The organism is Phenylobacterium zucineum HLK1 (genome assembly GCF_000017265.1).
Classification (GTDB): Bacteria; Pseudomonadota; Alphaproteobacteria; order Caulobacterales; family Caulobacteraceae; genus Phenylobacterium; species Phenylobacterium zucineum.
In genome coordinates this window covers 57,431-69,794 of record NC_011143.1, presented here as the reverse complement: position 1 = coordinate 69,794, position 12,364 = coordinate 57,431, and the positions used below count along the sequence as shown (strand labels likewise).

The window sequence follows — 12,364 nt, the reverse complement described above, 5'->3', positions numbered from 1 at the left end:
CGGAGCACAGCGATTTGGGTGTCCGCCCCTTGACCGGAGCCCTACGGCTCGACCCCGCCAGCGCCAGCGCCAGCATCAGGCGCCAGCGGCGGACACAGGAAGCGGCTCGCTTGCCGGCAATCATGCGACATCAGCTGTATTTCCGCCCAGCCGCCGTTGTCCGCGATCGCGCGTCCGACACGGCAGGCCGCGTCCTGCGCTTTCGCGCCGGAGCGAAAGACGAGCGGTCCAGCCAGAAGGTCGGAATGAACCAGCCATCCGGCGGCTGTGGGAACTATGGAGACGTTGTGAAGCATGGTCCCCTCCCGTCCTGTACTTCCACGATCTAGGTCGGCGAAGCTGGCGGACAAGTCAGCGTATGGCGCGCGCCATCGGCTTGATGGCTCTTGGGCCGCCTGATCGGGGGCCCGGCATGCCAGCGGGCCAGGTGATTGACCGTCGGTGCGCGCCTTCGCCGCATTCGAGCCGATCGACCGTGCACTATATTGCTCGAACTGGCGGGGGCCAGCAGATGAGGGCCAGCGCAATTCCGCTCGCGCACGCCAAGGCGACAGTGTTCCAGCACGTTCTTCTTCTCGATCCCGATCAAGCGTTCCGCTCACAGTTGGCGACCTGTTTGAGGAGCGCTGGCTTCGCCGTTCGAGAGGGGGAGGACGGCCGCGCCGTCTCCACGACGCTCACCCCGGCCGAAGTGCTGATCGTAGAGATGCTTATGCCAGAGACAGATGGCGTCGAGGCGATTCTCAAGGCGCGAGCGCTCTGGCCCGAGGTCGCGGTCGTCGCCACGACGGCGGGATGTGGCGCGTTGCAGCCCGACTATCTTCTGTCTCTCGCGCTTCACCTTGGAGCCGATGCTGCGGTCAGCAAGCCTGCACCGACCGCGGCCTTCTGCACCGCCATCAAGGAGATCGGCGCCCGCCGCGGCCGCTGACTCATTGGAGAGCCGCCACCCGCTGCGGGATAGATGATGGCCGCGGATGGGCGCGCGCGCCCGAATCCGCCGGTCGCGATGCGCCGGCGCTCGCGGCCACCGTCGAAAATCCCTAGCGAGCCAATGCACGAGATCAGTTTCGCCGGCGGCCTGAAGCACTATGTCCGCGGCGCCACTTGGTCCCAGGCGGCCACAGATCGGCTTCGCGCGAACGCCAACAAGCCCGCCCCCGACAGGACCAGATCGACCCCCAGGAGATACCCGAGGAAGATTGGCGCCGCGATCGGGGCGATGAGCAGCGCTAAGGCCGCCAGAGCTATATCCACTGCGGCCGCCACCAGCAGCCAATACCAGCCCCGAGCCTCGACGCGTCGCATCCGGAACGCTGCGACGGCGGCCGTGACCCCGGAGGCGATGAGGTAGGCCGCCACCAACAGCGTAATCGTCCAGGCGCCGAGAAAGAGATCGAGCAGGAGCAGCACGCCGGCAACGAACGCCGCGATTGTCGACACCAGCCGCCAGCCCCAGGCGCCGCGGCGCCCGCTCCGAAAAAGCCCGACGAGGCCGACAACGCCGGCGGCGATCAACAAGACAGCGAACAGAGCAACCGTGGCCAGGCCGGCGATCAGCGGCGCCACAATGGCCAGTACGCCCAGCAATATCCAGAGCACGGCGTCGAGGGAAAGCCAGAACCTCACGCCGAAGCGGCGGGGGCGGCTCGCTCCGACGGTCGTCGCCGTGGCGTTCTTCATAGTCATGTCGGGGTCCTCCGTGTCGGTCTTTACAGCTCAGCTGTTGGGTGGGGCGGCCAAAGGCCGATCATCCAACCACGGGTCGGGGCGAATCCGCCCCAGCGGGATGTCCAGCAGGGTCTTGGCGAGGTCGACCTCGTGGACGTGGACATTGCGCGCATGCTCGCGAAGTATGGCCAGCGCCCTGGCCTCCTCCTGCCCGTCATCGACGCGCACGAAGATCGCCAAACCGCCCATCGCCAGGTCGTGCTCGAGCATGTCGGGATCGGCTTCGCCGAGAACGCGGCGGCGGATGGATCTGGCGAGCGTCGTCGCCAGCACGCCGCCACCGACGGCCGCGCTCAGCGCCGCCGCCGCAGCGCCGCCGGAGGCCACCACGATGGCGCCTGCGCCCAGCGTGGCGACCGCGAGCAAGGTGCCAAAGACCAGCACGTTCAGAGCGGCCGCATCGTCGCGAGTGACCAGGTCGCGCCTGGGCAACTGGTCGACTTCCGCTAGCGCGGTGGGCTCGACATAGTAGTGGTGCAGCTTGTCCAGGATCGCCTCTCGGCTACCCATCAACGAGATGCGCGCGCGATCCACGCCGGCTAGGAGCAGAGCCTCGACGATGCGATCGAAGGCGTCTCGAGAGTCGGCGATGCCGACGACTTCGCGCACGCGCGCGACCTCGATCGGCGGGGCGTCGGGTTGGCTCATGGGTAGTCCTCCATCGGCGCTCCAGGCGCCACATCGTCGAGCGGCAGGATGAGAACGGCCGCCGTCCCGCGTCCGGGCCTTGAGCGAAGCCGCAGGCGTCCGCCCGCGGCCTCCGCAAACTTGCGGGCGCGCCACAGGCCAAGGCCGCGCCCTTGACCCTTCGTCGAGAAACCGAAGCTCGTAGCCCTGGCCAGGTCGTCCGGACGGATTCCCGGGCCGGTGTCCGCCACCACAATTCGCACACAGCTCCCGACGGGCTGGGCTGGCTGCCGGAGCGCACGGGCGCGGATGACGATGCGCCCTGGCCGCTCGTCGAGCGCCTCCTTGGCGTTCTTGAGGAGATTGATCAATACGGCCACCAGCTCTGCAGAGCCCGCGCCGAGCGGCGAGAAGCGACCGAACACCTCGCAGTCCAGACGCTGACCTGCCGCCAGGCAGGGCTGGAAGGCCGCCCCTGCCGCATAGAGGGCGCGCGGCAGATCGGCGACGCCGCCGCTGAGATGGCGGCCGCCGTTCGGATGCAAGGAATCCGACCAGCCGGCGAGAAGCGCGGCCGAGTGGGAAACGGCAAGATCGAGGGCGCCGAACAATAGCCCGGGCGTAAAGGCTGACGCTTGGGCTTCGTCCGCCTCGCGGTTCGACCAGGCGCGGCGCAGGGACCTTATCGCAGCCTGGATGATCATCAGGTCGTTGCGCACATCGTGGGCGATCCCGTGCAGCTGCTCGACGTTCATGGCTTCCCTCCCCGGTCTGCGCGCCTGTTGCGGTCGTCGGCCGACCGCAACAGGCGCGGACCGGCGCCGACGGTCAGGCGATGACGATGCGGTTGTCGACGCTGGTGACGCCGGGGGCGGACCAGGCGGAGCGTTCCGCCTCCTGCCGTTCCGCCCAGGAGCGGACGGACCCGCGCAGGATGACGCGGCTGCCGTCAACTTCGACCGTGACCTTGTTGGCGTCGAGCTGGGCGCTGCGCACGAAGGCGTCCTCGATCTTCTTCTTCACGTCCGACGGGGTAACCTTCGGTTTCACGGTGATCAGGTTGCTGATGGACTTCACGCCCCGGATGGTGCGGACGGCCCGCTCGGCGGTCTCCTTTTGGTAGTTCCACTCCACCTCACCTTCGAGGGTGAGACGGCCATCTTTGGCGATGACCTTAAGCTTCTCGTGCGTCAGCGGGAGGTCCCGCTTGAGCGCCTTGACCGCCTCCTCGGCGATGTCGGGGTCGGGCCGCTCGCTGCCGGTGTCGTACTTGATCTCCAGCTCGTTCGCGACGCCCTTGACGCCCTGGACACGTTTGGCGGCCCGCTCGGCGTAATAGGAATCCATGTACTTCTTGGTGTAGCCCGTGAGGGTGACCACCCCGTCGTTGACCGCCACGGCGATGTGGCTGTCGTCCTCGATCGAGGGATCCCAGCGGATCTCGTCCTCGACGTCGCGCTTGATGTCGGTGTCGGTTCTGAAAAGGGCCATGGTCAGGGTTCTCCTATGCTTTAGCGCCGGCGGGGGGGCCGACGTCAGGACAGTCCCACCCCCCGCCAGGGGCATCTTGACGACCATCAAGACCGGCCGCGCAGGCTCCGCCATTCTCCGGTCCACGGCGCGCAGAGGTCGCAGCGGCGATCGCCTGACGGCCGCTTGAAGGAGAAGCAAGCATGCGATCGAAGCGCGTCTGGATACTGCTCGCGATTGCCGTGGTCGTGATCGTGGCCCTGTTCATTTGGAAACCCTGGCGAGAGGCCGCGCCGACTCCGTCGCCGCAGGCCGGCCCCGTGGCCAGCCAGACCCCGTCTCCTGCCAACCGCTATGAGCCTGAGCGTGCGCAGGCGGAGGCCGGCGCCCAGCAGGCGCTGGACGCCGAGGCCGTCGCGGTGCTGGCCAAGACCGACGAGGCGCAGAGCCGGATCGCCGCCAAGGACAAGGCGGGAGCGATCCGGACCCTTGAGGAGGCCGCCGGCAAGGCGGATATACTTGTCGGCCGAAATCCAGCGGCCGCGCTCATTCCGGCGGCGACGGAGGTACAGATCATCGACGTGGCGCCGGCCGACCTGGGCCAGGTGCGCAAGCTTCGCCGCGCGGTCGAGCTTGCGGTGCTCACCGACGACTTCCCGAAGGCGCGGGTGGCCCTGGATGGCATGCGCAGCGAGATTCGAGTGCGCACTTACTATCTGCCCCTCGCCACCTACCCCGCGGCGCTCGCCTCTGCGGCCGGGCTGGTGGAGCGCGGTGACTTGACTGGGGCGGCCGAGGCTCTGGATCGCGCCCGAAGCACCCTTGCCATGACGGATGTCGCCATACCGCTGCCGCTGCTGGCGGCGGAAACGGCCGTGGAAGCCGCCAAGGCGGATACGGACGCCCAGAAGAAGCTTGGGCATGTCGAGGCGGCGCGGGCCGCGCTCGAACGTACCGAGGCGCTCGGCTACGCCAGTCGCGACGTCCGTAAGGCGCTTCTGGCCGAGATTCGTGAAGTCGAGCGCCAGGCCAAGGGCGGCTCGGACATCAAGGCCGGGCTGGAGCAGTTGCAGGAGCGGATTTCGAAGGCGATCGGTGACCTGAAGGCCGAGCGCAAGAGCGCTGAAGCCTGAGGCGGCGCCGCCTACGCGACTAGCCGTGCCCGCCGTCGGCGCCGACGGCGGGCCGGACGCGATAGCGGGAGCGCGAGCCGGTTCGGATGTTGACCGTGGACTCGTCGCGCGCAGTCTGCGTTAACCTTTCAAGAGGCAAACATGGAAGGCGTGAGGGACATGTCCAAGCTTGCTCTCGTAAACGACGATCAAGTTGGGGCCTTTGTTCAGCAGCTTCGCCTCTGGCGGATTCAGCGGCGGCCGGGGCAAAGCCTCTACCATGAGGGCGATCCTGCCGAGTTCGTCTACCGCGTCGACAAGGGCTGGGTGCGGCTTCTGCTCGATGGTGAAGACGGGCTGCGCCGGATTTTCGCGTTCGTGGGCCCAGGCGATTACTTCGGGGCGAACCTGCAAGTGCGAGACTGCACCGCAGAAGCTTGCACCGACCTGCAACTGACGGTGATCCCCGTCGCCGGGCTCCTGCGGATCGGTCGAACCGATCCGGTCGCGCTACTGGAACTCTTCGAGGCATGCACGAAGCACTACCGTGAGCGCGTCGAGGTCGGGCGCGGGCAACCGTCGGCGGCCGAAAAGCTTCGCGCATTCATCGCGCGGATGGGCGAGCGCATCACCAGCGGTGGCCGAAGCGGGATCTGCCTGCCCTTCAGCCAGGTTGATCTCGCCAACTATCTCGGCGTCGCGCCCGAGACCCTGTGCCGCGCCGTGGTCCAACTTTGCGAGCGCGGGGAACTGGCGCGTCACGGCCGCCGGCTCTGGATTGGCGGATGCCCCCCCCCGCCAGAAAACAGGAAAGCAAGCCAAGGAACTTGGGGCCTGCGACGCCGCCCATGCCTGGTGACGCAGGAATCCAGCAACGCTGACCAGGCCATTGGGGGCTGATCCCGGTCGCGGATCGCGCCTCCAGCCCACGTCGCTAGTGGAGCGGTCCCCCCTGTCGATAGGCGGTCAGCAATCCGATGGCCTCGCGATCGCTCATCTGGGATTCCGTCCCAACGTCGAGCTCGGCGGTCCTCGGCAACGGCTGCAGCACGATCAACTCGTCGGCCTCGATGCTGAGGGCTTGCAGGTCTTCATCGAAGGCTCGGCGGGCGATAAGCACCAGTCGGGCCGGACTTCGCCGCCGCGCCGCGGCGATGGCAGCGAAGGCTAGCGCGGCTGGCGCGGCCGTATCAATCACCAAGATCGCAGTCTTGCCGGCGGCTCCAAGGCTGCGCCGAAAGGGGGCGTAGAGCGTCTGGCGACGCTGTAGGGCCTCGAGCGCGAGTCGCCATTGCGCGGCGAAGACGTCGGGGGCCAAGTCGTCGCCGGGCGCCTTGAGAGTGACGAGAGAGCCTGCATCGGCAATGGCGCCCACAAGCGCGCGCGGGGCGGAGGGCGAAGCGACCCCTTCCACGAACATGAGATCCAGGTCGCTGCCGAGGGCGCTGGCGATCTCTACCGCGGTCGCCACGGCTTCGGGCGCTGCGGCCAACACGATCGACGGCGTGCCGATCAGGTGCTTCAGCCGCTCGGCGGCGAGAGCGTCTGCGGCTCCTGTCTTCGACGGCATGGGGCGGGCCGTTTGCTCGGCGTCTCGCAATGAGACATCTTCCAGTGGTGCCTGCAGCTTTCCGGCCACGCCGCCGATTCCCTCATCATGCTTTGGGTTTGGAAACTGGGCGTAGAGGTCGGGAAGCGCCAGGGGACTATCGTGCACACTGGGGTTCTAGGGTTTTGATTGGTCTCAAGCCGGACTGCGGCGGCACGCCCACCAAACGGCTCCGTTCCGACCGCCGCAGAGCCCGCCCTATCGAGTTCATCCAGGTGTTCGTTGCCTCGACCGATCGAGGGCGAGGACGCTTGACGGCATGCGGCCACGCAGGCCCCGGCCGCTAGCCGAGTTGCAGGCTGCTCAGGAAGGCTTGCGCATCGTCAACCGTTGAACGAGTCTGTCAGTGGCACGTCAGGGCGTCCCTTTCAGGATATGTCATCATCGATGCCAGCAGCGTCGTCCCAATCCTCGGCCGTGTGCGCCGCAGCGCGACAGCGCTTGCTCGCCGCTCAGCCGCCGACAGGCCCATCAGGCATGCCGTCGGCTCCAAGAGCGCCTCCGCCTCGACCCTCTAACCTTCGATCGATCCGCGACATCAATATGGCGCGACCACGCCGAGACAGCACCGCATTCTTTTGCATATTCAACCAGGGATCGCCGGAGTGGTTTGCGGGCTTCGCAACCCCAGCGACTTGGGTGCACTACCTCTTCGGCGACGACACCTAGGCGGCCATTTGTGAGGACGACGTAGCCGTCGCCGTCAGCTGAAGGTAACCGTCGCCCTCGGTGATGCGGACAGTCGCGCCGTCGCCCACCTCGCCCTGCAGGATCATGTCGGCCAGGGGATCCTGCAGGTGTCGCTGCACCGTTCGCTTGAGCGGACGCGCGCCATAGACCGGGTCGTAGCCTACCCGGCCGAGCCAGGCGCGCGCCTCTTCGCTCAGTTCAAGCGTGATCTTCCGATCCGCCAGCAACTGCTGCAGTCGGGCGACCTGGATGTCCACAATGGGACCCATGTGCTCAAGGCCGAGGCGATGGAACAGGATGATTTCGTCGAGTCGGTTCAAGAACTCGGGCCGGAAATGTGCGCGCACGACTTCCATGACCTGTGGTTCCACGCTCTCGACATTTTCGCCTTCCGCCAGGCTCGAGAGAAACTGGCTTCCGAGATTGGAGGTGAGGATGATGAGGGTGTTGGAGAAGTCGACCGTGTGGCCCTGCCCGTCGGTCAGCCGACCATCGTCAAGCACCTGCAAGAGGACATTGAAGACGTCGTTGTGCGCCTTCTCCACCTCGTCGAAGAGCACGACCTGATACGGCCGTCGCCGCACCGCCTCGGTGAGCACGCCGCCCTCCTCATAGCCGACGTACCCCGGTGGCGCGCCGATGAGGCGCGCCACGGAGTGCTTCTCCATGAACTCGGACATGTCGATGCGGACCATCGCCGTATCGTCGTCGAACAGGAAGCCGGCGAGCGCCTTGGTGAGTTCAGTCTTGCCGACGCCGGTCGGCCCCAGGAAGAGAAAGGAGCCGAGCGGCCGGTTCGGATCCTTCAGGCCCGCCCGCGCGCGACGGACCGCACGGCTGACGGCGCTGATGGCGTGGGCCTGACCGATCACGCGGCGGCCGAGTGCCTCTTCCATGTGGATCAGCTTCTCCCGCTCGCCTTCAAGCATCTTGTCGACTGGGATGCCTGTCCAGCGCGACACCACCCCAGCGATGTCCTGGGCCGTCACCTCCTCACGCAGCATGGCGCCCTGGCTGGCGGCCTGCGCGTCGGCGAGCTGCTTCTCCAGCTGTGGAATGACGCCATAGCTGAGCTCGCCGGCGCGGGTAAGGTCGCTGCGCCGTTGCGCCTGCTCAAGTTCGAGGCGGGCTTGGTCGAGCTGCTCCTTGAGCCTGGCCTCGGCCTGGATCTTCTCCTTCTCGGCCTGCCAGCGCTGCGTCAGGGCGGCCGATTCCTGCTCGAGGTCGGCGAGTTCCTTTTCGAGTTTGCTGAGCCGATCTTTGGAGGCCGCATCCGTCTCCTTCTTCAGGGCCTCCCGCTCGATCTTGAGTTGGATGATCCGCCGGTCGAGCGCCTCGATCTCCTCGGGCTTCGACTCCACCTCCATCCTTAAGCGCGACGCCGCCTCATCCATCAGATCGATCGCCTTGTCCGGCAGGAAGCGGTCGCTGATGTAGCGATGGCTGAGGGTGGCGGCGGCGACGATCGCCGCATCGGTAATCCGCACCCCATGGTGCAGCTCGTACTTCTCCTTGAGTCCGCGCAGGATCGAGATGGTGTCTTCGACCGTGGGTTCATCGACGAAGACGGGTTGGAAGCGGCGCTGCAGGGCGGCGTCCTTCTCGACGTGCTTGCGGTACTCGTCGAGCGTGGTGGCGCCGATGCAGTGCAGCTCGCCGCGGGCCAGGGCCGGCTTCAGCAGGTTGCCCGCGTCCATCGCCCCCTCCGCCTTGCCTGCGCCGATCAGGGTATGCATCTCGTCGATGAAGAGGACGATATGCCCCTCGGCGCTCTTTACCTCGTCGAGCACGCCCTTGAGGCGTTCCTCGAACTCACCGCGATACTTCGCCCCGGCGATCAGGGCGCCCATGTCCAGCGCCATCAGCTTGCGGTCACGCAGCGTATCGGGCACATCGCCGTTGGCGATGCGGATCGCGAGGCCCTCCACGATCGCAGTCTTGCCGACGCCGGGATCGCCGATCAGCACGGGGTTGTTCTTGGTTCGTCGGGCCAGGATTTGGACCGTGCGCCGGATTTCCTCGTCGCGCCCGATCACCGGATCAAGCTTCCCGGCGCGCGCCGCCTCCGTGAGGTCTCGCGCGTACTTCTTCAGCGCCTCGTAGCGGTCTTCGGCGCTGGCGGTGTCCGCCAGCCGCCCGCCCCGCAGCGCGTCGATGGCTTTCGATAGCGCCTCCGGCTTGACCCCTGCAGAGGCGAGCGCGCGGCCCGCCGTCGAACTGGCCGATAGCGCCATGGCCAGCAGGAGGCGCTCGACCGTCACGAAGGTGTCTCCGGCCTTTTGCGCCACCTGCTCGGCCTGATCGAGGAGCCGGATGGCGTCGTTGTCGAGGCCCGGCGGCTGGGAAGCGCCGGCGCCGGTCACCGCCGGGATCTTGGCCAGCGCCGAGTCGACCTCGCGGCCGGCCAACTCTGGGGTTCCGCCCGCCGAGCGGATCAGGCCGGCGGCCATGCCCTCCGGGTCCTCCAGCAGGGCCTTGAGGATGTGTTCGGGCGCAATACGCTGATGGTTGAGGCGGACGGCCACTGTCTGGGCGGCCTGCAGCATGCCTTTGGCGCGGTCGGTGAACTTTTCGAGGTTCATGTCGCAATCTCCTGCCGAACTATCGGCGCGTTATCGGCGGTGCGCCAGGGGGCGAGCGTTCACAATCCCCTAATCGGCCGGCGGAGCGGCGGCTGAGACCACGACGCGCGCCGGTCGCACCAGGCGCTCCCCGACCCGGTATCCTGCCTGGACGACCTGCAGCACGTGGCCGGGCGTAGCCGCCGGGTCAGCGCGAGTCGCCACGGCCTCGTGCGACGTCGGGTCGAAAGGCTGATCCAGGGGCTCGATGCGCTGCACGCCTTCGCGTTGAAAAGCCTCGAGCAAGGCGCGCCGCGCGGCGCGCAAACCCTCCTGAACGGACCTTGCGAAGGTTTCGTCGTCCTGGTCGGGTCCGCGCGCTGCGTCGACCGCAAGGTCAAGGCTGTCAAGGCCGGGCGCCAGGCGGGCGATCAGGTCCGCCACCCCCGCCCGACGTCCCTCGCTGCGCGCGCGTTCGGCTTGGCGCCGCGCGTTCTCGGCATCAGCGAGGGCGCGGAGCAGGCGATCCTGCAAGGCTTCGACGGCCTCGGTCGCTGCCTGGGGCGCCTCGCCGGCAGGCGTCTTGATCTCAGCCGCCGGGGGCGCGTTCGGGATGCCGCTCTCCGAGGTCACTGTGCTGTCTCCTGCCGATCTTAGAGATGGTTCTGGCGGGCTGGCTCGCCGACCTCAAGCCCGCCCGTCATCGGCATCCTCGAATTCAGCGTCGACAATGTCTTCGCTCCCAGCCTTTGGCGCCTCGCCCCCTCCAGCGCTCGTCAGCGCCTCCGTCACCGCTCGCAATGCCTCCCCGCGGGCGATGATCGCTTGGGTGTCTTCGCCCTGCATCGCTGCCCGCAGGGCCGCGAGCGCATCCTCCACTGCCTGCCGTTGCGATCCTTGCGGCGCGTTCGCGAGGGCCTTCTCGGCGGCGAAAATCAGAGCATCGCCCTGATTGCGCGCCTCCACCAGAAGGCGCCGTCGCCGGTCCTCTTCGGCATGTTCCTCCGCTTCGCGCACCGCGCGCTTGATGTCGTCCTCCGTCAGTCCGCCCGAGGACTGTATCGTGATCTTCTGCTCCTTGCCTGTCCCGCGGTCCTTGGCCGAAACATTGACGATGCCGTTGGCGTCGATATCGAAGGTCACTTCGATTTGCGGCACGCCACGCGGCGCCGGAGCAATGTCCTCAAGGTTGAATTGGCCAAGCAACCGGTTGTCGGCCGCCATCTCGCGCTCGCCCTGGAACACCCGGATCGTCACCGCCGGCTGATTGTCCTCGGCGGTCGAGAACACCTGGCTTCGGCGGGTCGGTATGGTGGTGTTGCGCTCGATCAGCTTGGTCATTACGCCGCCCAGGGTCTCGATACCCAGGGACAGCGGCGTAACGTCCAGCAACAGCACGTCCTTGACGTCGCCTTTCAGCACGCCGGCCTGGACGGCGGCGCCCAGCGCGACCACTTCGTCGGGATTGACGCCCTTGTGGGGCTCCTTGCCAAAGAGCTGCTTCACCGCCTCGACGACCTTGGGCATGCGGGTCATGCCGCCGACCAGGATGACCTCGTCGATCTGGTCCGGCGTCACGCCGGCGTCCTTCAGCGCGGCGCGACAGGGCTCGACGGTCTTGTCGATCAGGTCCTCGACCAGCGCCTCCAGCTTAGCGCGGCTGAGCTTGATGTTGAGGTGCTTGGGCCCGTTCTGGTCAGCGGTGATGAAGGGCAGGTTGACGTCCGTCTGCACGGCCGAGCTCAGCTCGATCTTGGCCTTTTCGGCCGCCTCCTTGAGGCGCTGCAGCGCCAGTTTGTCGTTGCGCAGGTCAATTCCCTGGTCGCGCTTGAATTCATCGGCCAGGTACTCAATGACGCGTTTGTCGAAGTCCTCGCCGCCTAGGAATGTGTCACCGTTGGTGGACTTGACCTCGAACACCCCGTCGCCGAGTTCGAGGATCGAAATGTCGAAAGTGCCGCCGCCGAGATCGTAGACGGCGATGCGGCCGGCCTTTGTCTTGTCGAGCCCATAGGCGAGCGCCGCCGCGGTCGGCTCGTTGATGATCCGAAGCACCTCAAGGCCGGCGATACGCCCTGCGTCCTTGGTGGCCTGGCGCTGGGCGTCGTTGAAATAGGCCGGCACGGTGATGACCGCTTCGGTCACCGTTTCGCCGAGATGCTTCTCCGCCGTCTCCTTCATCTTGCGCAGGATGTGAGCGGAAACCTCGCTGGGACTGTATGCCTTCCCAGCGACCTCCACCCAGGCGTCGCCGTTGGGTCCCGCGACGATCTTGTAAGCCACCATCGCCTTGTCCTTCTGGACGATGGGGTCGTCATAGCGGCGGCCGATAAGGCGCTTGATGGCGAAGAGCGTGTTTTCGGGGTTGGTCACCGCCTGCCGCTTGGCTGCGGCGCCCACGAGCACTTCGCCATCATCACGAAACGCCACCATGGAAGGAGTGGTGCGCGCGCCCTCGGCATTTTCGATGACGGTGGGCTTGCCGCCCTCCATCACGGCGACGCACGAGTTCGTCGTGCCGAGGTCGATACCGACTGCGCGCGCCATGACGGCTTCTCCTTCAT

General features: G+C 67.0%; 12 protein-coding genes. 3 read left to right on the top strand and 9 right to left on the bottom strand.

Going from position 1 to position 12,364, the window contains the following annotated elements; genetic code table 11:
* Positions 1-41 precede the first annotated feature (41 nt).
* Positions 42-296, bottom strand: coding sequence for a hypothetical protein (locus PHZ_RS22855; protein ID WP_148217019.1), 255 nt, complete (start codon positions 294-296; stop codon positions 42-44).
* A 215-nt stretch (positions 297-511) separates the two neighbouring features.
* Here PHZ_RS22855 and PHZ_RS19890 point away from each other — a divergent pair, with 215 nt between their 5' ends.
* Entirely contained in the window at positions 512-931 is a 420-nt protein-coding gene (locus PHZ_RS19890; RefSeq protein WP_012520306.1) for a response regulator, read from the top strand.
* A gap of 158 nt (positions 932-1,089) precedes the next feature.
* On the opposite strand, the gene PHZ_RS19885 is transcribed toward PHZ_RS19890, so the two are convergent.
* From PHZ_RS19885 to PHZ_RS19870, 4 genes are all read right to left on the bottom strand, one after another.
* Positions 1,090-1,689, bottom strand: coding sequence for an HdeD family acid-resistance protein (locus PHZ_RS19885; protein ID WP_012520305.1), 600 nt, complete (start codon positions 1,687-1,689; stop codon positions 1,090-1,092).
* Between the two features lie 30 nt (positions 1,690-1,719).
* On the bottom strand, positions 1,720-2,379 hold the full coding sequence (locus PHZ_RS19880; RefSeq protein WP_012520304.1) for a hypothetical protein: 660 nt from the start codon (positions 2,377-2,379) through the stop codon (positions 1,720-1,722).
* Positions 2,376-3,113 (bottom strand): sensor histidine kinase, encoded by a 738-nt coding sequence (locus tag PHZ_RS19875; protein ID WP_012520303.1) that lies wholly within the window; start codon positions 3,111-3,113, stop codon positions 2,376-2,378. The genes PHZ_RS19880 and PHZ_RS19875 overlap by 4 nt, the downstream gene beginning before the upstream one ends.
* 73 nt (positions 3,114-3,186) lie before the next feature.
* On the bottom strand, positions 3,187-3,849 hold the full coding sequence (locus tag PHZ_RS19870) for a BON domain-containing protein (RefSeq protein ID WP_012520302.1): 663 nt from the start codon (positions 3,847-3,849) through the stop codon (positions 3,187-3,189).
* A 182-nt stretch (positions 3,850-4,031) separates the two neighbouring features.
* Between PHZ_RS19870 and PHZ_RS19865 the strand changes: the two genes are divergently transcribed.
* Both PHZ_RS19865 and PHZ_RS19860 read left to right on the top strand, forming a co-directional pair.
* Positions 4,032-4,961 carry a YfdX family protein gene (locus tag PHZ_RS19865; RefSeq protein ID WP_012520301.1) on the top strand — a complete coding sequence of 310 codons (930 nt, stop codon included), beginning with the start codon at positions 4,032-4,034 and terminating at the stop codon, positions 4,959-4,961.
* 159 nt (positions 4,962-5,120) lie between these two features.
* Positions 5,121-5,840 (top strand): Crp/Fnr family transcriptional regulator, encoded by a 720-nt coding sequence (locus tag PHZ_RS19860; protein ID WP_012520300.1) that lies wholly within the window; start codon positions 5,121-5,123, stop codon positions 5,838-5,840.
* Positions 5,841-5,874: 34 nt separating this feature from the next.
* Here the strand turns inward: PHZ_RS19860 and PHZ_RS19855 are convergent, their stop codons facing one another.
* The 4 genes from PHZ_RS19855 to dnaK all read right to left on the bottom strand — a co-directional run bounded on the left by PHZ_RS19855 (position 5,875) and on the right by dnaK (position 12,347).
* Complete coding sequence (locus PHZ_RS19855; RefSeq protein ID WP_148217018.1) at positions 5,875-6,657, bottom strand: purine/pyrimidine phosphoribosyl transferase; 783 nt, start codon at positions 6,655-6,657, stop codon at positions 5,875-5,877.
* A 557-nt stretch (positions 6,658-7,214) separates the two neighbouring features.
* Positions 7,215-9,821 carry an ATP-dependent chaperone ClpB gene (gene clpB / locus PHZ_RS19850; RefSeq protein WP_012520298.1) on the bottom strand — a complete coding sequence of 869 codons (2,607 nt, stop codon included), beginning with the start codon at positions 9,819-9,821 and terminating at the stop codon, positions 7,215-7,217.
* 69 nt (positions 9,822-9,890) lie between these two features.
* On the bottom strand, positions 9,891-10,433 hold the full coding sequence (locus PHZ_RS19845; RefSeq protein WP_012520297.1) for a nucleotide exchange factor GrpE: 543 nt from the start codon (positions 10,431-10,433) through the stop codon (positions 9,891-9,893).
* A gap of 54 nt (positions 10,434-10,487) precedes the next feature.
* Positions 10,488-12,347, bottom strand: coding sequence for a molecular chaperone DnaK (dnaK, locus tag PHZ_RS19840; RefSeq protein ID WP_012520296.1), 1,860 nt, complete (start codon positions 12,345-12,347; stop codon positions 10,488-10,490).
* Positions 12,348-12,364: the final 17 nt, after the last annotated feature.